Genomic DNA, 18,907 nt, shown 5'->3' with positions numbered 1-18,907 from the left:
ATATAATGGCAGAAGTGTTGTCCCAAAGTGAAATAGATGCCTTGCTGTCTGCCTTGTCCTCTGGCGAAATAGTGCCGGACGAGCTTCCAAAAGAAGAAGAGAAACGAAAGGTAAAACCGTATGATTTTAGAAGTCCACAGAAGTTTTCAAAAGATCATATAAGGACTTTAGAACTCATTCATGATAATTATGCAAGGATTATATCGAACTATCTTTCTGCTCAAGTCAGAACCAATGTAAAAATAAAGATTGAGTCTGTAGAGCAGATGACTTACGAGGAATTTATACATTCTATACCTAACCCTACTATACTTACTGTATTCAAGATGCCACCATTAAATGGATCTATATTATTTGAAACAAACCCTCAATTCGTGTTTCAGGTAATAGATATATTATTGGGAGGAAATGGAGATGGTAAGTATAAATTAAGAGAATTTACTGATATAGACAAAAATATAATAAAGCAAGTTAATAAGGGACTTATAGGGAACTTAAAACTAGCCTGGGAAGATATTTTAGAGGTGCAAACAGAAATAGAAGGCATAGAAACTAATCCAGCTTTAAATCAAACTTTAGCACCTAATGAACCTGTAGCGCTGGTAACTTTTTCTGTAGAAATGGGTAGAAATAATACATTTATAAATATTTGTATACCATATTTAAGTATTGAAAAAGTTCTAGATAAACTAGTAGTACAATACTGGTTCCAACAAAATGATGAAGGTATACTTAGAGAATCTAGGGAGAAATTAAGAAATAGGTTAGATATTGTTGATGTGTCCCTAGGTGCTATACTGGGCAAAACTTCCGTAACTGTAGATGAATTCTTAAAACTAAATGTTGGAGATGTGGTAACACTTAATAATAAACATAATAGTGCTATAAAACTTATAGTTGAGGGTGAAGATAGTTTCTACGCAAAACCAGGTATAATAGGTAAAAATATGGGAGTTGAAGTTTTAGATATTATAGATAAGGAAGTGGAAAACTATGAGTAATGGGTTTCTTTCCCAAGAGGAAATAGATTCTTTATTAAATGGAGATGGAGGAGAAACTAAATCCTCTAATGAAAATATAGAGGCAGCAGAGGAAGAAGTAACTGACATAGATAAAGACCTTTTAGGTGAAATAGGTAATATATCCATGGGCTCAGCTTCCACAGCTCTATCTCAAATAATAAATCAACCAGTAAACATAACTACCCCTGTAGTTACTGTTACAACTTTAGGGGAATTAAAAAACACTTTTGAAATACCAAATATAGCTTTAGAGGTTAAATTTACCAGTGGGATTTTAGGAAAAAATCTCTTAGTTATGAAAACCACTGATGCTGCAGTAATCTCAAATTTGATGATGGGTGGAGATGGAAGTTCAGTAAATACTCAACTTTCTGAATTGGAAGTTAGTGCAGTTTCAGAAGCTATGAACCAAATGATAGGCTCAGCAGCTACATCTATGGCTACTATGTTTGGAAGAGAAGTTAATATATCACCACCTATATCTAAGATATGGGTAGATACTACAGACCCATTGGTGGAAGATATGTCAGATGATGAGAAAATAATAAAAGTTTCTTTCAAGATGGCCATTGGGGATTTGGTTGATAGTACTATAATGCAACTATTACCTGTTAATACAGGAAAGAAAATTGTGGGTATAATGATGGGACAAGATGATGAATCTATGGAGGTGCAGCAAAGTGATAATAATATATCACAAAACAATAATTCTGGAGTTACAGAAAATAGGGAGTTATCTGCTATGAGTAATGGAATAATGGAGACACATAAAGTTAACGAAAAACCAATAATTTCTACTCCGGAATCTATAGTAGAGGTACAAAAGGCTTCTTTCCAACCACTACAAGGTAACTCATCCTATAGTACTCCAAAAAACATAGACCTTATTTTGGATGTACCTTTAGAGATATCTGTAGTACTTGGAAGAACAAAAAAATCCATAAAAGACATTTTAAGTTTAGGCACAGGATCTCTAGTAGAACTAGATAAGTTAGCAGAAGAACCTGTGGAGATTCTAGTAAATGGAAAAAGAGTAGCTTATGGCGAAGTTGTTGTTGTAGATGAGAATTTTGGGGTTAGAATAACTAATATAGTAAGCAATGATGAAAGAGTAAAATCTTTAGGTAAATAACCAAAATTTAGTGAATTAAATAAAAGACAATATATAAGCAATAAAAAGTGTAGAGTTAAACTTTACACTTTTTATTTGTATTTTTTTCTCTAAACTTTTTACATAAGGGTACGATAATAAATTAAGTAATAATGGGAGATTGATAAAAGCTAAGGCTTTTATAAAAAAATAAAAATAGAGAATTGAATTAAGCCTTGGAGGTGTTCTAATGAATATTAAACCTATTAGTCATAATGCTAATTATATAAAATCTTATGAGGACAATAAGCGAGTAGCTGAAAAGAAATCAATAGAACCAAAGAAGGATTCTGTTGAAATATCTGATGTTGCAAAAAGCTTAAGAGTTATATCTAATGATGATATAGACGGTTTATTTGATGAAAAAAGAGTTGAAAATATAAAGACTAGAGTGAAAAATGGCACATATAAAGTAGATTCAAGAATTTTAGCAGATAAAATGCTAAGGATTATGAAAGGGAGAGAAGTTTAATCGATGAAAGAAGAATTAAAAGCTGTAATGAAGGAAGAAAGTAAATATTTAAAGGATTTATTGAATCTTTTAGATAAGCAGCATGAATATATTCTTAAAAATGAAATATTTCCTCTAGAAGCAATAATAGAAGATATTAAAGTCTGTAATAAATCCATTGCAGAATCTGAAGTTAAAAGAAGATCTATTACAAAGGGCAATACAATGAGTGATATAGTAAAACAATTAAATGATGAAGAGGTAGAAACGATTTATAGAGATATTCAAAAGCTTCTTCATGAGTTAAATCTTCAGAAAGATACTAATGAACTTTTATTAAAACAGGGGTTATCATTTAGTGGAAAAATACTTAATATAATAAATCCTAATAGAGGAAGTACAACATATAATTCTATAGGTAAAATAGAAAGATAATAGGGGTGGAGAAATGTCAGGATTATTTGGAACTTTTAATATAGCAAAGAGAGGTATGTTTACTCAACAAAAAGCACTAGATGTTACCTCTCATAATATAGCAAATGCCAATACAGATGGCTACTCAAGACAAAGGGCTAAAATAGAAACTACAAGACCTTTTGCTAAACCAAGTATTCACAACGTAGCTGAACCAGGTCAGCTTGGTACAGGATCACAAATTGCAGCTATAGAAAGAATTAGAGATTCTTTCTTAGACTTTCAAGTTAGGTCAGAAACTAGTACTTTGGGACAATATGAATCAAGATATAAATTTTTATCAGAATTAGAAAGTATATTAAACGAACCTACAGATACAGGAATATCTACTTTAATGGGGGAATTCTTTAAATCTTGGCAAGAACTTTCTAAGCATCCTGAAAGTTCAAATGCAAGAACTGTGGCAGCAGAAAAATCAGCAGCCTTAGCTACAACTTTAAATCATACTTACAATCAGCTTCAAAAGCTAAAGGAAAACTCTAAGGAACTTACAAAAGATGCAGTAGGTGAGATAAATGCAGTTCTAGATCAGATAGATAGATTAAATCAAGAGATAATGGCAGTAAAAGTATCAGGAAAAATGCCAAATGATCTTATGGACCAAAGGGATCTATTGATAGATGGATTAAGTAAAAAGTTCAATATAAATATAGATAAAAGTAATTATGAAGGCATAAATTTAAGTCCAGAAGGTTCAGATTTAAATATGATTAGAGCTGTAAACAATGAAGAAGATGTTTATAGATTATCTTATGTAGATGGGGTAGAAAAAGTAAAAGATGCCTCAGGAGCCTATACTGGTGAAATTAAAATAGTTTATTATAAATTTGGAAACAAGCTTAGTGCTGAAAATAAGGTCACAGTTAGTTTAAATGTTGATAAGGCTGATGTTGAAAGCACTGCTAGGGGGTTAGAGCAATCTAAAGTTATTTGGACAGACACTAAAGGATTACCTGTAAATAAGGCAGATGGAAGTTCCTTAGGTACTATAGACAATTCAGGAAACTTTACTTTAGACGCTGGTAAGTCTTTTGCTGATGCTTTATTTGAACCTTTAAAAGGTGAATTAAAAGGACTTATGTCTATAGATAGAGATGTTGAGAGATATGAGGATGAATTAAATAAGCTAGCTAAAGCTTTAGCTTGGTCTGTAAATGCTATACATACTAAAGATGTAGATGCTGCAAATGCTTTAGATTTCTTTGTTAACAAAGATGGTGGCACAGAGGCTGAAATTACTGCAGGTAATATAGCGGTAAATGAAGTAATAATGAAAGATGTTATGAAGATACTTGTAGGTCAAGATGAAAAGTCAGGAGAATCTGACAATGTTAGAGCTCTAGCTATGGCGGCTTTAAAAGATACAATGCTTATGATACAAGAAATTGGAGAAACCATAAATAGTAAGCAGGATCTTATTAATTCCGCTGGATGGGAAGTGTCATCAAAAGGATTCTTTATTAAAAGCAACATTAAAGGTATAAGAATGGATTCTTACTTTAAAGATATGGTAAATACTCTAGGAACTAAATGTCAAGAAGCCGGTAGAGCGGTAGGCAATCAAAAGAAACTTCTAGCCAGCTTCGAAGAGTCAAGATTAAGTGTATCTGGAGTATCCTTAGATGAAGAAATGGCAAATCTTATACAATTCCAACATGCTTATCAAGCTAATGCCAAAATAATATCAACAGTAGATGAACTGTTAGATGTTGTAATTAATGGTCTTAAAAGATAATACTTAATAAATAGAAATTGGTGGTGAAGATATGAGAGTTACAAACAAAATGTTATCTCATAATTTTTTAAGAGATATGGGAACTAATCTTAGTAATATGAAAACATTACAAGGACAGCTAACTTCAGGTAAACAAATTAGAAGACCTTCTGATGACCCTTTTAGGGTTTCGAGAGCTATGCAACTTCATACAGATATATCTTCAAATAAACAATATAATAATAATATAAAAGATACCATAAATTACTTAGATGCTACAGATACAGCTCTAGGTCAAGGAGGACAAGTTCTTCATAGAATTAGAGAACTTCTCATATCAGCAGGAGATGCTGGTTATGGTTCTTCAGAAAGAAAGGCTATTAAAGACGAAATAAATGAAAAAATAGGAGAGTTCTCTCAAATTTTAAATACTAACTTTGATGGGAAATATATCTTTGGAGGAACAAGAGGTACATCAAAACCTACGGATGTAGCAGCGGATGGAGAAAATAATAAATTAACCTATAGAGATAGAGATGGTAATGAATTAACTGATAAAACAAGTGATGAATACAAGATGATAGAGTCTAAGATTCAAGTAGAAGTATCCCAGGGTGTTTACATGGAATACAATGTAACAGCTAGCGAGATAATTGAATTTAAAAGCTCTAAAGGCGATGCGGTAGATGTAAGAGAGCTTTTTAAGAATATAACTGATCATCTAGACGGGACTACTGAAGCAGACAGAAATGCTTTAACTGGAGAAGATCTTCAAGGTATAAGTGATGCTATGGATAACCTACTAAAATTAAGATCACAGGTTGGAGCTAAGCAAAATAGGATGGACTCAGCAAAGGATAGAAATATTGAAGAAAACTTTAATATGACAGAGATATTATCAGAAACAGAAGATATAGACTTTACAGAAAAGATGATGGAAGCTGCTACAATGCAGACAGTATACATGGCATCATTGCAAGTAAGTGCAAGGGTAATACAACCAACCTTAATGGATTATATAAGGTAAAAAAGGGATGATTAAAAATGAATTTTGAAACTAAACATCATGGAACTATAGAATTTGAAGAAAAGGATGTTATTGAATTTAAAAAGGGACTACCAGGATTTGAATCTTTAAAAAAATTCATATTAATTTCCTTAGAAAATAATACATTTTTGAAAGTTTTACATTCTATTGAAGATAAGGATATTGGCCTTATGGTTGTATCTCCCTTTGATTTTTTAAAAGATTATGAGGTTTCAATAGAAGAGGAGGTTTTAGAGAACCTTTCTATAGATGAAGAAAAGGATGTAGTAGTACTTAATACAGTTACTTTAAGTTCTGAAATAAATAAAATAACTACCAACCTTAGAGCTCCTATAATTATAAATATAAAAAAGGCTTTAGGGGAACAAATAATAATACAGGATGAAAAATACCCTATAAAATATCCTCTGATTAAGGAGTGATAAAATGCTAGTTATAACTAGAAAGAAAAATGATTCTATACTTATAGGAGAAGACATTGAAATTACGGTGGTTAAAATAGATGACGGTAGTGTAAAGCTTGCGATTTCAGCTCCAAAAAATGTTAAAATACTACGTAAGGAGCTTTATAATGAGGTAATGGAAGAAAATAAAAAGGCTATAGAGTTTGACATGGATATACTAAAAAAATTAAATAAATAATCTAAGTAGATAGAGGGGTATTGATATGGAAGTTACAAGAATAAGTCAAGGAAGACAAAGTTCTACGGATTATGGCTTAAATCAAGTTCAAAAAGAGAACATAGAAAATATGGATACTGCTATGATTACTCCAATAGAAGCTGTAAATACAGTGGATAAAGAGTTTTCAGAAGAAGATATTAAAAGATCAGTGGAAAAATTAAATAAGTTTTTACAAGATGAAAATGTTCATGCAGAATATGAAGTGCATGAAAAGCTAAAGCATGTGACCATGATAAAAATAGTAAATACTGATACAAAAGAAATAGTAATGGAGATACCACCTAAAAAGATATTAGATATGGTAGCAAAAATGTGTGAAATGGTAGGTATTATAATAGATAAAAAAGTATAAATAAAGAGCTTATTTATAATGAGGTGATATCATGGAATTTAGATTAAATAAGATTGATAATGACCTTAGAGATAAAATTAATGAACAAACTAGAGAAGGTAAGGTACATTCCAAAAAAGATATTGCTATAAGTAAGGAAACAAATGAAGAAGGAAGACGTGGAAGGCAGCAGTGGCAGAGAGAAAAAAGCTCTAAAGAGAAGTTTAGTTTATCTAAATATGTAGATACTAATAAGAAGATATCTGTAAATGCAGTAAAAGTGGAAGATATAAAAGTAGATGCTACCATAGATGATAAGGATACAACAAAAGAAATATACAAAGGAAGATTTTTGGATATAAGAAAATAGGAGGAATATAAATGTACGGCAATAATGCTTACAACGCATATAAAAATAATAGTGTAAACTTTGCTTCCAAAGAGCAACTCTTGCTTATGCTTTTAGATGGAGCCGTTAGGTTTGCTAAAACTGGTAGACAAGCTATTGAAGAAAAGAATGTTATGAAAGCTCATGAAAACATTATAAAAACTGAGGATATATTTATAGAGTTAATGGCAACTCTTGATGTGGAAAAAGGTGGTGTCTGGGCAAAAAACTTAATGTCTGTTTACGAATTTATAAATCATAAATTAATACAAGCTAACTTAAAAAAAGATAGTGCTATATTAGACGAAGTTATACCTTTAATAGAAGAGGTAAGAGATACATGGAATGAAGCTTACAAGCTATCTAAGGTAGAATAAGATTTTAAAGGAGGAATAAAGATGTTTCAACCAATGAGAATGGGTGGATTAGCAACTGGAATGGATACAGAAAATATGATAAAGCAGATGATGAGACCTTATCAAATGAGAGTAGATAAAGTTAAACAAGATAGGGAATTAATCCAATGGAGACAAGAATTATATAGAGATATGCTAACGGATATGAATAAATTTAAAAGGAGCTATTTCGACGTATTAAATGGCGAATCATATATGTTGTCCAAAGAGGATTTTTCTACTTATAATGTAGAAGGATTAACTGGTAACAGTGTTAAAGTAGTAGGTAACTCAGGAGCTAAAGCTGGAAACTACAAGCTTGATGTAACTCAAATAGCAGAAGGAGCTAAGGTTGAAGGTGCTGGGGTTATAAACAATGTAACAGTAGGAAAACCTAGCTTCGGTATAAAAATTGATGAAAATAATAATGAGTTTAAAGTAAAACTTGCAGATGGTACTTTAATTGACTTTAAAATACCTGTAAATGAAGTTACAGGCTTTAATAGATATAATAGTGCATCAGAACTAGCAAGCGAAATAAATAAACTTACTGCAAAAATGCCATTAGGAGATGGAAATGTATCAGATAAAGTAAAGGCTGTAGTTAAAGATGGAAATATTGAATTTATGACTTTAACTAAGGTGGAAGCAGATAATAAGATTAAGTTTAATCATAATGGTGAAGATTTCGAATTTAGTATTTCAGCTGGAAATTATACAGCAGAGGAATTACTAGCACAGATAAATTCAAAAGTAAAGAGCGTAAAAGGATCTAATGGAGGCGAATTCCCAAAGAATACCTCTATAGTTGTAGATATAGAAAGTGATTCTGCAAAGTTTAGTATTAAAGATGATTTAGGAAATAAGGTAGGCATAGATATATTTAATAAAGGTGAAAAACTAGATATAAAAACCCCATCATTAAATGTAGATGGCCAAGTTAATACAGATAATACAGCTATAAAATTATATTCCAGTAATACAATAGCTTTCGAAAATAAAATTATAGAAGGTTTCAATGATACCTTAAACGTAAGAATAGGAACTGAAATTAAGACTGTGAAATTAACAGCAGGTGTGTTTTCAGATGATGCAGCTATTGAGAAAAATTTCAATGATGCACTTTTATTAGCGGGAATAACAGAAGATGACTTAAAGGTGGAAATGAAAGAAGGTAAAGTTAATTTTACATCTAAATCCGGAAAGCAAATTAGTATTTATGGTAATGCATCTAAAGTTTTTGGAACTAGTGATAATTTCAATATAAGTATGGACTCTAATAATAAGATGTCAAATATACTAACTGGTGAAGTGGAATTTAGAATAAATGATGTTAAATTTAGCTATGACTTTTCTGGTGCTGATAAAGATAAAACTATAAGTAATATATTAAAGGATATTAAAGATAAAACAGGACTAGATATGACTTACAGCGAAAGTAGCAAAAAGTTCACTCTTTCTTCTAATGAAACAGGTGCTAGTTCAAGTATATATGTACAAGATACTAAAGGAAAGTTCTTTGACACTATATTAGGAGATGGAACAGATGCTTTTAGTGGGGGTAAGACCTTTGCAGGTAAAGATGCTATATTTACATTAACCGATGCCACAGGACAGAGTTCAGAGTATGCCAAGGCAATGAATAATTTTACAATTGATGGAGTTAACTATACATTAAATAGTAAAACAGAAGGTAGTGTGAATTTTACTCTTTCAGGAAACACAGATAAGACTTTTAATAAAATAAAAGATTTTGTAGAAAAATATAATGAACTTATAGAGAAAGTTTCTAATAAGGTAGAAGAAAAAAGACAATATAAATACAAACCTCTTACAAGTGAACAAAGAAAAGATATGAAAGAAAACGAAATAAAGTTATGGGAAGATAGAGCTAAAGAAGGTATATTGAAGGGTGATCAAAATCTAAGAGATATGCTAAACGAGCTAAGAGGTGCCTTTTTCTATTATGATAAAGATATGAAGGGTGCAGTAGATGGAGTTGACTTAAATCTTTCAGATATTGGTATAACAACTTCTTCTGATACAGCTCAAAGAGGTAAGCTTATAATAAATGAAGAAAAGTTAAAGGAAGCTTTAAAAAATAAATCTGATGAGGTTGCTGACTTATTTACAAAAAAATCTGATACTTATAAAACTTATAATGCTAGTGCATCCTCTACAGAAAGGAATACAAGATTTAGGGAAGAAGGAATATTCCAAAGAATTAATGATATATTTATGGATTATACAAGAACTACAAGAGATATAAAAGGTAAAAAAGGAATTTTAATTGAAAAAGCAGGAATAAAAGGGGATTTTTCTGAAAGAACTAATTTACTTAGTGATGAAATAAAAGAAAAAGATGATAAAATATATGAAATGGAAAGAAAATTAATTGAGAGGGAAAATAGATATTATATGCAATTTGCTATGCTTGAAAAGGCAATGCAAAAGGCAAACTCTCAGTCTGCGTGGTTTGCTCAGCAATTTGGAGGAGCTAAATAAAAGATAGAGGTATAATTATGAATGAAGAACTAAGAAGGTATATGGAGGATTATAGAGAAAAGACTTTAAAATCTATAGAGTTAGTAGAAAAAGAAGATTTAGAGCCTTTAGACGATATACTAAATAGTAGACAAGATATTATAGACTCTATTGAAAATTTACAGTATAAAAAAGAAGACTTTATAAATTTATGTGAAGAATTTAAAATAATGCAACTTCAGAAAAGATTAACAGAAGTTATGAATGAAAAGAAAATGCAATATAGAGTAGAAATAGATAAAATCAAAGAATCAAAAACTGCAAATAAGAGCTATAATAAGCAGTTTTCCGTAGACTCCATATATTTTAATAAAAAAATATAAAAAAATTAAAAAAGCTATAAAGTAATTTCAAATATATACGAATAACAAAATATGATGATAGTTAAAATTAAAGGGAAAATATAACTTGAATTTTAACTTTTAAGCATTAACTAAAAAGATAGTAGGGCATAAAGTCTTAACTATAAATAAAAACAGTGGAAAAGGAAGTCCACTTTAAAAATCAAGGAGGAATAGGAAATGATAATTAATCACAATCTTAATGCAATGAATGCTCATAGAAATATGGGAATAAACATTGGAAACTCAGCAAAGGCAATGGAAAAGTTAAGCTCAGGTTTAAGAATAAACAGAGCTGGAGATGATGCAGCTGGTCTTTCAATTTCTGAAAAAATGAGAGCTCAAATAAGAGGATTAAACCAAGCATCAAGAAATGCTCAAGATGGTATTTCGTTAATTCAAACAGCAGAAGGTGCTTTAAATGAAACTCACTCAATCCTTCAAAGAATGAGGGAATTATCTGTACAAGCTGCTAATGATACTAATGTTAAAGTAGATAGAGATGCTATAAAGGAAGAAATCGATTCATTAAACAAAGAAATAGATAGAATAGCAAAGACAACTCAGTTCAATGAAAAGAATCTTTTAACAGGATCTTTAAACGCAGCAGGTAGTGGAGCTAAGCTTCAAATAGGAGCTAATAATTCAACTGATTTAACTTTAGAAATAAATATAGCTACAATGGGAGCGTCAGCTTTAAAAGTTAATGCTGTTTCAGTTGGTAGCAATGGTTCAGCTACAAAAGCTATATCTTCAGTAAACGAAGCTATAAAATCAGTATCTACACAAAGATCAAAACTTGGAGCATACCAAAATAGATTAGAACATACTATAGCAAACCTTGATAATGCATCAGAAAACTTACAAGCAGCAGAATCAAGAGTAAGAGACGTAGATATGGCAAAAGAAATGATGAGCTTCTCAAAGAACAACATACTACAACAAGCTGCACAAGCAATGCTTGCACAAGCTAACCAACAACCACAAGGAGTTCTTCAATTATTAAGATAAGCAGAGAACTAATTTTAGTGATAACTAAAATTAAGTGAATCGCTTACTCCACCTATGTAAGGAGGTGGAGTTTCATATAATTAAATCAGAAAAGACCTGGAGGGTACTCCAGGTTTTTTAGTGAAAATATAAAATTTTTTTTAAAAAGTCTATAAAGTAATCTTAAATATATACGAAAAATAAAATATGATGATAACAGTTAAAAGTAAAGGGGAAAATATCATTTAATTTTAGCTTTTAATCATTAACTAAAAGAAGGTAGTAGGACATTAAGTCTTAACTATAAATAAAAAATAGTGGAAAAGGAAGTCCACTTTAAAAATCAAGGAGGAAAAAGAAATGATAATTAATCACAATCTTAATGCTATGAATGCTCATAGAAATATGGGGATAAACATTGGAAACTCAGCAAAATCAATGGAAAAATTAAGCTCAGGTTTAAGAATAAACAGAGCTGGAGATGATGCAGCTGGTCTTTCAATTTCAGAAAAAATGAGAGCTCAAATAAGAGGATTAAACCAAGCATCAAGAAATGCTCAAGATGGTATTTCTTTAATCCAAACAGCAGAAGGAGCTTTAAATGAAACTCATTCAATTCTTCAAAGAATGAGAGAATTATCTGTACAAGCTGCTAATGATACTAATGTTACAGTAGACAGAGATGCTATAAAGGAAGAAATCGATTCATTAAATACTGAAATAGGAAGAATAGCGAAGACAACTCAATTTAATGAGAAAAACCTTTTAAATGGAAGTTTAAAAGCAACAGGAGCAAAACTTCAAATAGGAGCTAATAGTTCAAGTGCGTTAACTTTAGAAATAAAGATGGACTCAATGGCTGTGTCTGCGCTTGGCGTATCTGGATTGGCTGTATCATCAAATGCAAAAGCTACTAGCGCTATATCACTTGTAAATTCAGCTATAAAGAAAGTATCTACACAAAGATCAAAACTTGGAGCATACCAAAATAGATTAGAACATACTATAGCTAATCTTGATAATGCATCAGAAAACTTACAAGCAGCAGAGTCAAGAGTAAGAGACGTAGATATGGCAAAAGAAATGATGAGCTTCTCAAAGAACAATATTCTACAACAAGCTGCACAAGCAATGCTTGCACAAGCTAACCAACAACCACAAGGAGTTCTTCAATTATTAAGATAAGTGACACTCTAAATCTTTGATTTAGTTAGTGGAACTTACTCCCTCGAAGCAATGAGAGGGAGTTTCCTTTAATTAAATTAGAAAAAACCTGAAGATTACTTAGGGTTTTTTAATAAAAATTTTTAAAATCTATAAAGTAATTTCAAATATATACGAATAACAAAATATGATGATAGTTAAAATTAAAGGGAAAATATAGCTTGAATTTTAGCTTTTAATCATTAACTAAAAAGGTAGTAGGGCGTTAAGTCTTAACTACAAATAAAAAAACAGTGGAAAAGGAAGTCCACTTTAAAAATCAAGGAGGAATAGAAAATGATAATTAATCACAATCTTAATGCTATGAATGCTCATAGAAATATGGGAATAAACATTGGAAACTCAGCAAAGGCAATGGAAAAGTTAAGCTCAGGTTTAAGAATAAACAGAGCTGGAGATGATGCAGCTGGTCTTTCAATTTCTGAAAAAATGAGAGCTCAAATAAGAGGATTAAACCAAGCATCAAGAAATGCTCAAGATGGTATTTCTTTAATCCAAACAGCAGAAGGAGCTTTAAATGAAACTCATTCAATTCTTCAAAGAATGAGAGAATTATCTGTACAAGCTGCTAATGACACTAATGTTACAGTAGATAGAGATGCTATAAAGGAAGAAATAGACTCATTAAACAAGGAAATAGATAGAATAGCTAAGACAACTCAGTTCAATGAAAAGAATCTTTTAACAGGATCTTTAAAGGCAACAGGAGCTAAACTTCAAATAGGAGCTAATAATTCAGCTGATTTAACTTTAGAAATAAATATAGCTACAATGGGCGCGGCTGCATTAAAAGTGGATGCAATTGATGTTTCTAGCAATGGTGTAGCTACAAAAGCTATATCTTCAGTAAATGAAGCTATAAAATCAGTATCAACACAAAGATCAAAACTAGGAGCATACCAAAATAGATTAGAACATACTATAGCTAACCTTGATAATGCATCAGAAAACTTACAAGCAGCAGAATCAAGAGTAAGAGACGTAGATATGGCTAAAGAAATGATGAGCTTCTCAAAGAACAACATTTTACAACAAGCTGCACAAGCAATGCTTGCACAAGCTAACCAACAACCACAAGGAGTTCTTCAATTATTAAGATAAGTGACACTCTAAATCTTTGATTTAGTTAGTGGAACTTACTCCTTCGAAGTAATGAGAAGGAGTTTCCTAAGCAGAGAACTAATTTTAGTGAAAACTAAAATTAAGTGAATCGCTTACTCCCTCTAATCAATGAAAGGGAGTTTCATTAAAAGACATATAAAATTAATATTATATTAAGTAGTCAGAGTGAAAACTCTGACTTTTTTTCTACCAGTTTAGCTAATGGAGTTTTTTAATTAAAGTTTTATAATTTATTGTCGATAAATAATAAAAGAATATACTAATTTAAATTGTAGGTGATTACAAAATGGAAGTATTAACAACATATTTAAAAGAAATTATGGAAGATAAAGATATTAATACTGATGAAGTTATTCTAGAGAAAAGTAAAGATAATAAAAATATTTTTAAAGTAAAGTATAATGAGAAATTTAAGTATATCGGAAGTAAATATAATGTACAACAGGATATAGATAATCTTTGTGAAGACTTTAAAGATATTAATCTTGATACAATTATAATTATTTTTGGTTTATCTACAGGGGAACATATTAAAAAAATTAAAGAAATACTTAATAAGTTTAATAGAGTATTGGTGATAGAACCTGATAAGAGGGTATTAAAGTCTTTTTTAACTCTTGAAAAATCAAAAGATATATTGGAAGATGAACGAATAAGTATAATAGCTTTTGAGGAAAAAAACTTGAAAGATTATATAGCTGGATTTATTGGACATGAAAGCAATTATAATAATATTAAAGTTCGTTTTTATGCTAATTATGATAAGTTATATTTATCAGAGTACACTAGTTTTTTAAGAACCTTAAAAGATACATTAAGATTTATAGAAACTAATGTGGTCACAGAAACAATTCTTGGGAAAAATTTCATGGAATCATATTTGAATAATATTAAACATATTTCTGATAGTTATACTATAAATGATGTTAAAGATAAATTCAAAGGATTTACTGCTATAATTGTATCAGCAGGACCCTCTTTAGAAAAAAATATACATAATCTTAGAAATTTAAAGGATAATGCTATAATTATATGTGGTAATAGAACTTTAAAACCGTTAATGGAGAGTGGAATAACTCCACATTTTATGTGTGCTGTAGACTGTAATGATCTTTTATATGAAATGACCAGCGATTATTTGTATAAAGGTGTACCTTTAGTTTTTACAGAAACAACAAATCCAAAGCTAGTAGAAGCACAAGAAGGTCCAAAGTTGTTTTTTAAGTATGGAGTAGTAGATACTAACATAGAAAATGTTTTTGGTAAAACAATAGGTAGTCTGTATTCTGGAGGTTCTGTTGCCCATTCTTCCATAGATTTTGCAAAATACTTAGGATGTACTAGTATAATTTTTATAGGACAAGATTTAGCTTATACTGAGAATAAACATCATGCTAATATTGCAGAGACTAGTGGAGATAAGAATCTTAATTATAACCAAGATCTTATTAAAGTTAAAAGCATAGATGGGGGTACAGTTCATACCACTAGAGTTTTAGATGGGTTTAGAAAAAATTTTGAAGAGTACATAGAAGAAGAAAAAGAAATTAAATTTATTAACGCCACAGAAGGTGGTGCTAATATTGAAGGTACAGAAGTGATGACTTTGGAAGAAGCTATAAATAAATATGCTGTAAAACCTGGAGTATCTAAAACTATAAGTGAAGTATTGTCATTAAAAAATAGTGTTAATGAAAACAAAGATATTATAAAGAAGAATCTTATAAGGGATTATGAATCCATTATAGAAATGGGAAAAACGCTAGAAAAGCTTAGAAAAACAATTAAGGATTCATTGGATAGTAAAAGTACAAAAAAGATTAAGAAAACCCAAAGATTAATAGCAGATGTTAATAAAAAATTAGATAATGATAGTTATATGAAGTTTTTAAATTTTTTAACCTTAGAGATTATTAACAGATCTCCAGTATATTTTAGATATGAAGAGTCAAAAGTAGAAATAGAAAATGCGAAAAATATATTAAAAGGTTTCTATAAATTATATGGTGATTTTATAAAATGTATTGAAGATGTAAAAGCTAAAATAGAAGCATGCATAACTGAACAAGACTTATAATAGTAAAGATATACAATTGTTATGTAAGGAAGGATAATGTGTTATCAAATAAAGTATTATTAATAATTGAAGGAATATGCTATTTTAGAAAAAGTTTTTACTAATTATGATTTACACATTAAGTTTAAGGATGATGAAGCTGATGAAAAATAATATAAATAATTTGTTTGTTTATAAAAACTATACTATAAGGCAATCACTTCAAGCAATTGACCTAGGGGCGAAGGGAATTGTCTTATTAGTTAATGAAGATGGAACATTAATAGGAACCATTACTGATGGAGATATAAGAAGAGCTATACTAAGAGGAGCATCACTAGATGATTCAATAGAAAATGTGGCTCACTATAATCCTATAAGTGTGAAACAAAGCATGACTAAAGAGGAAATAAAAGATATTTTTATTAAAAAAGCAGTTAAGCATATTCCAATAGTAGATATAGATAATAAGGTTATAGACTTAGTAAGGATAAATGATATTTTGCTACCAGATGGTAAAGAAAATTTAGTAGTTATAATGGCTGGTGGATTAGGAACTAGACTAAAAGAACTTACTAGGGAGATTCCTAAACCTATGCTAAAGGTAGGAAAAGATCCTATACTTCAACATATAATAAATAATTTTAAACAGTATGGTTACAATAAATTGGTTTTATCTGTTAATTATAAAGCTGATATAATAGAAAATTATTTTCAAGATGGTTATGCTTATGGTGTCAAAATTAATTATGTAAGAGAAAAAAAGAGGTTAGGAACTGGTGGAGGAATAAAATTAACAAAAGATTATATAAAGGCTCCTTTCTTTGTAACTAATGGAGATATATTCACTAGCCTTAATGTAGAAGATATGATGAATTTTCATATAGAAAATAAGTTTGATATAACAGTTGGGGTTAGAAGACATTCCTTTAAAATTCCTTACGGGGTTATAAATTCAGAAGAAAATAGCATTATCAGTGTAGAAGAAAAACCTACAATGGAATACCTAATAAATGGCGGAATATACTGTATCAATCCGGATATTATCGATTATATACCTAATGATGAATACTATGAGATAACGGATTTGATAAATAGATGTATAAAAGAGGGGAAAAAAGTAGGTAGTTATGAGATAAAAGAATATTGGATGGACATAGGACGGATAGAAGATTACTATAAAGTAAATGAAGATGTGTATGACTTAATAGCTTGTGGGAAATCAGGTGATAAATATGATAAATAATAAAAATATTCTCGCTATAATACCAGCTAGAGGTGGCTCGAAAGGTGTACCAAGAAAAAATATAAAAGATTTAAATGGTAAACCGCTTATTGCATATACTATAGAAGGAGCTAAAAAAAGCAAATACATCGATAAAGTAATTGTTTCAACGGAAGATGAAGAAATAGCAGGAATAAGCAAAAAATATAATTTAGAAGTTCCTTTTTTGCGACCTAAGGAATTAGCAGAAGATGATACGCCAGGAATAAATCCAATACTACATGCAGTGAAATGGTTTCATGAAAATAAATCTGATTTTGAATATGTAATTTGTCTTCAATGCACTTCACCGTTTAGAAAGGCTGAGCAAATTGATGATGCTTTAGAAAATCTAATAAACAAAGATGCAGATTCTATTGTAAGTGTATGTGAAAGCGAAGTAAGTCCTTATTGGATGAAAAGGATAGAAAATGGGGTAATGAAAGATTTTGCAGAAGGTAATCCTTTTTATTCAAGAAGACAAGATATTCCTGAAATGTACAGACTAAATGGAGCAATATATATCGCTAAAACAGAAGTTTTAATAAAAAATAAGAATTGGTATACAAAAAATACTTTAGCATATGTTATGGATAAAAAATCATCAATTGATATAGATGATACAATAGATTTTAAATTTGCAGAGTTTCTTATGAGGGAGGATAACAATGATTGAAGATATAACATTTCGTGATAGAAAGCCTTGTTTTATAATAGCGGAAGCTGGTGTAAATCATAATGGAGACATAAATATAGCAAAAAAACTTGTAGATGCTGCTGTTGAAGCTGGTGTGGATGCAGTAAAGTTTCAAACCTTTAAAGTAGAAAATTTAGTAACTAAGAAAGCTCCTAAGGCTGATTACCAAAAAGAAACTACAGGAACTGGAAATCAATATGAAATGCTTAAAAAACTCGAGTTATCCTATGAAGATCATATTATTTTAAAAAAATATTGTGAAGAAAAAGGGATATTATTCATCTCAACACCTTTTGATTTTGAAAGTGTGGATTTGTTGGAAAAATTAAACATTCCTTTATATAAAATAAGTTCAGGAGATTTAACTAATATTCCCCTTCTTAAATATATAGCAAAGTTAAATAAACCTATGATAGTGTCTACTGGTATGGCTAATTTAGGAGAAGTTGAAGTTGCTATAGAAGCAATAAATGAAACAGGTAATAATAAAATTAGCTTATTACATTGTACATCAAATTATCCAACAAATTATAAAGATGTAAATTTAAATGCAATGAACACGTTAAAAAATGCTTTTAAGCTTCCAGTGGGATATTCAGATCATACGGTAGGAATAGAGGTCCCTATTGCAGCTGTAACTATGGGAGCGTGTATTGTAGAAAAGCATTTTACTTTAGATAAAAGTATGGAAGGACCAGATCATAAGGCATCTTTAAATCCAGAAGAATTAAGAAAAATGCTATTAGGTATAAGAAATATTGAGGAAGCTTTTGGTGATGGAATAAAAAAGTGTAACAGTAATGAAGAAAGTTCTAAAAAAGTTGCAAGAAAAAGTATAGTTGCAAGGGTTAATATAGAAAAAGGGCAAACCATTTCTTATGAAAATATTACTTTCAAAAGACCAGCTAATGGTATAAGTCCTATATTTATTGATGACCTTATAGGAAAAAAAGCTATTTGTGATATTTATATGGAGGATCCTATAACTTTTAATAATATTAAGTAGGTGAGA

The 18,907-nt window shown here is 30.1% G+C and carries 20 protein-coding genes; all 20 read left to right on the top strand.

Annotation, left to right across the window (positions count from 1 at the left end; all coding sequences use genetic code 11):
• Positions 1-5: 5 nt before the first annotated feature.
• The 20 genes from fliM to neuB all read left to right on the top strand — a co-directional run bounded on the left by fliM (position 6) and on the right by neuB (position 18,901).
• Positions 6-1,001: a flagellar motor switch protein FliM gene (gene fliM, locus KQI89_RS04995; protein ID WP_032122003.1), complete on the top strand. Its 996-nt coding sequence runs from the start codon at positions 6-8 to the stop codon at positions 999-1,001.
• On the top strand, positions 994-2,154 hold the full coding sequence (gene fliY / locus KQI89_RS04990; protein ID WP_216456146.1) for a flagellar motor switch phosphatase FliY: 1,161 nt from the start codon (positions 994-996) through the stop codon (positions 2,152-2,154). Before fliM ends, fliY begins: the two co-directional genes overlap by 8 nt.
• A gap of 208 nt (positions 2,155-2,362) precedes the next feature.
• Complete coding sequence (gene flgM / locus KQI89_RS04985; protein WP_216456145.1) at positions 2,363-2,644, top strand: flagellar biosynthesis anti-sigma factor FlgM; 282 nt, start codon at positions 2,363-2,365, stop codon at positions 2,642-2,644.
• Between the two features lie 3 nt (positions 2,645-2,647).
• On the top strand, positions 2,648-3,058 hold the full coding sequence (locus tag KQI89_RS04980; RefSeq protein ID WP_216456144.1) for a flagellar protein FlgN: 411 nt from the start codon (positions 2,648-2,650) through the stop codon (positions 3,056-3,058).
• A 13-nt stretch (positions 3,059-3,071) separates the two neighbouring features.
• Positions 3,072-4,832, top strand: a complete 1,761-nt coding sequence (gene flgK, locus KQI89_RS04975) for a flagellar hook-associated protein FlgK (protein WP_216456143.1) — start codon at positions 3,072-3,074, stop codon at positions 4,830-4,832.
• Between the two features lie 31 nt (positions 4,833-4,863).
• Positions 4,864-5,838 carry a flagellar hook-associated protein FlgL gene (gene flgL, locus KQI89_RS04970; protein ID WP_216456142.1) on the top strand — a complete coding sequence of 325 codons (975 nt, stop codon included), beginning with the start codon at positions 4,864-4,866 and terminating at the stop codon, positions 5,836-5,838.
• Between the two features lie 17 nt (positions 5,839-5,855).
• On the top strand, positions 5,856-6,281 hold the full coding sequence (gene fliW / locus KQI89_RS04965) for a flagellar assembly protein FliW (protein ID WP_216456141.1): 426 nt from the start codon (positions 5,856-5,858) through the stop codon (positions 6,279-6,281).
• Between the two features lie 4 nt (positions 6,282-6,285).
• Complete coding sequence (gene csrA, locus KQI89_RS04960) at positions 6,286-6,501, top strand: carbon storage regulator CsrA (RefSeq protein ID WP_032121996.1); 216 nt, start codon at positions 6,286-6,288, stop codon at positions 6,499-6,501.
• Between the two features lie 25 nt (positions 6,502-6,526).
• Positions 6,527-6,895: a flagellar protein FlaG gene (locus KQI89_RS04955; protein WP_216456140.1), complete on the top strand. Its 369-nt coding sequence runs from the start codon at positions 6,527-6,529 to the stop codon at positions 6,893-6,895.
• Between the two features lie 31 nt (positions 6,896-6,926).
• Positions 6,927-7,244, top strand: coding sequence for a hypothetical protein (locus KQI89_RS04950; RefSeq protein ID WP_216456139.1), 318 nt, complete (start codon positions 6,927-6,929; stop codon positions 7,242-7,244).
• Positions 7,245-7,255: 11 nt separating this feature from the next.
• Entirely contained in the window at positions 7,256-7,639 is a 384-nt protein-coding gene (fliS, locus tag KQI89_RS04945; RefSeq protein WP_216456138.1) for a flagellar export chaperone FliS, read from the top strand.
• A 21-nt stretch (positions 7,640-7,660) separates the two neighbouring features.
• The gene (gene fliD / locus KQI89_RS04940) at positions 7,661-10,162 is read left to right on the top strand and encodes a flagellar filament capping protein FliD (RefSeq protein ID WP_216456137.1); all 2,502 of its coding nucleotides are present in this window, start codon (positions 7,661-7,663) and stop codon (positions 10,160-10,162) included.
• A gap of 17 nt (positions 10,163-10,179) precedes the next feature.
• Complete coding sequence (locus tag KQI89_RS04935; RefSeq protein WP_216456136.1) at positions 10,180-10,524, top strand: flagellar protein FliT; 345 nt, start codon at positions 10,180-10,182, stop codon at positions 10,522-10,524.
• 198 nt (positions 10,525-10,722) lie between these two features.
• Complete coding sequence (locus KQI89_RS04930) at positions 10,723-11,553, top strand: flagellin N-terminal helical domain-containing protein (RefSeq protein ID WP_216456135.1); 831 nt, start codon at positions 10,723-10,725, stop codon at positions 11,551-11,553.
• Positions 11,554-11,892: 339 nt separating this feature from the next.
• Positions 11,893-12,717, top strand: a complete 825-nt coding sequence (locus tag KQI89_RS04925) for a flagellin N-terminal helical domain-containing protein (protein ID WP_216456134.1) — start codon at positions 11,893-11,895, stop codon at positions 12,715-12,717.
• A 315-nt stretch (positions 12,718-13,032) separates the two neighbouring features.
• Positions 13,033-13,857, top strand: coding sequence for a flagellin N-terminal helical domain-containing protein (locus KQI89_RS04920; RefSeq protein WP_216456133.1), 825 nt, complete (start codon positions 13,033-13,035; stop codon positions 13,855-13,857).
• 307 nt (positions 13,858-14,164) lie between these two features.
• Complete coding sequence (locus KQI89_RS04915) at positions 14,165-15,955, top strand: motility associated factor glycosyltransferase family protein (protein ID WP_216456132.1); 1,791 nt, start codon at positions 14,165-14,167, stop codon at positions 15,953-15,955.
• 142 nt (positions 15,956-16,097) lie between these two features.
• Complete coding sequence (locus KQI89_RS04910) at positions 16,098-17,180, top strand: nucleotidyltransferase family protein (protein WP_216456131.1); 1,083 nt, start codon at positions 16,098-16,100, stop codon at positions 17,178-17,180.
• Complete coding sequence (locus KQI89_RS04905) at positions 17,170-17,874, top strand: acylneuraminate cytidylyltransferase family protein (RefSeq protein WP_216456130.1); 705 nt, start codon at positions 17,170-17,172, stop codon at positions 17,872-17,874. Before KQI89_RS04910 ends, KQI89_RS04905 begins: the two co-directional genes overlap by 11 nt.
• Positions 17,867-18,901, top strand: a complete 1,035-nt coding sequence (gene neuB / locus KQI89_RS04900; RefSeq protein ID WP_216456129.1) for an N-acetylneuraminate synthase — start codon at positions 17,867-17,869, stop codon at positions 18,899-18,901. Before KQI89_RS04905 ends, neuB begins: the two co-directional genes overlap by 8 nt.
• Positions 18,902-18,907 lie beyond the last annotated feature (6 nt).

It is taken from the genome of Clostridium simiarum, from assembly GCF_018919175.1.
Classification (GTDB): Bacteria; Bacillota; Clostridia; order Clostridiales; family Clostridiaceae; genus Clostridium_L; species Clostridium_L simiarum.
The sequence above is the reverse complement of the archived record's forward strand: the minus strand, read 5'-3'. Positions and strand labels throughout refer to the sequence as shown.

Coding starts and splice junctions, on each gene's coding strand:
- neuB (WP_216456129.1), top strand. CDS start 17,867: ATGATTGAAGATATAACATTTCGTGATAGAAAGCCTTGTTTTATAATA.
- KQI89_RS04950 (WP_216456139.1), top strand. CDS start 6,927: ATGGAATTTAGATTAAATAAGATTGATAATGACCTTAGAGATAAAATT.
- fliD (WP_216456137.1), top strand. CDS start 7,661: ATGTTTCAACCAATGAGAATGGGTGGATTAGCAACTGGAATGGATACA.
- csrA (WP_032121996.1), top strand. CDS start 6,286: ATGCTAGTTATAACTAGAAAGAAAAATGATTCTATACTTATAGGAGAA.
- KQI89_RS04980 (WP_216456144.1), top strand. CDS start 2,648: ATGAAAGAAGAATTAAAAGCTGTAATGAAGGAAGAAAGTAAATATTTA.
- KQI89_RS04920 (WP_216456133.1), top strand. CDS start 13,033: ATGATAATTAATCACAATCTTAATGCTATGAATGCTCATAGAAATATG.
- KQI89_RS04930 (WP_216456135.1), top strand. CDS start 10,723: ATGATAATTAATCACAATCTTAATGCAATGAATGCTCATAGAAATATG.
- KQI89_RS04915 (WP_216456132.1), top strand. CDS start 14,165: ATGGAAGTATTAACAACATATTTAAAAGAAATTATGGAAGATAAAGAT.
- flgK (WP_216456143.1), top strand. CDS start 3,072: ATGTCAGGATTATTTGGAACTTTTAATATAGCAAAGAGAGGTATGTTT.
- fliM (WP_032122003.1), top strand. CDS start 6: ATGGCAGAAGTGTTGTCCCAAAGTGAAATAGATGCCTTGCTGTCTGCC.
- KQI89_RS04905 (WP_216456130.1), top strand. CDS start 17,170: ATGATAAATAATAAAAATATTCTCGCTATAATACCAGCTAGAGGTGGC.
- KQI89_RS04910 (WP_216456131.1), top strand. CDS start 16,098: ATGAAAAATAATATAAATAATTTGTTTGTTTATAAAAACTATACTATA.
- fliW (WP_216456141.1), top strand. CDS start 5,856: ATGAATTTTGAAACTAAACATCATGGAACTATAGAATTTGAAGAAAAG.
- flgL (WP_216456142.1), top strand. CDS start 4,864: ATGAGAGTTACAAACAAAATGTTATCTCATAATTTTTTAAGAGATATG.
- KQI89_RS04935 (WP_216456136.1), top strand. CDS start 10,180: ATGAATGAAGAACTAAGAAGGTATATGGAGGATTATAGAGAAAAGACT.
- flgM (WP_216456145.1), top strand. CDS start 2,363: ATGAATATTAAACCTATTAGTCATAATGCTAATTATATAAAATCTTAT.
- fliS (WP_216456138.1), top strand. CDS start 7,256: ATGTACGGCAATAATGCTTACAACGCATATAAAAATAATAGTGTAAAC.
- KQI89_RS04925 (WP_216456134.1), top strand. CDS start 11,893: ATGATAATTAATCACAATCTTAATGCTATGAATGCTCATAGAAATATG.
- KQI89_RS04955 (WP_216456140.1), top strand. CDS start 6,527: ATGGAAGTTACAAGAATAAGTCAAGGAAGACAAAGTTCTACGGATTAT.
- fliY (WP_216456146.1), top strand. CDS start 994: ATGAGTAATGGGTTTCTTTCCCAAGAGGAAATAGATTCTTTATTAAAT.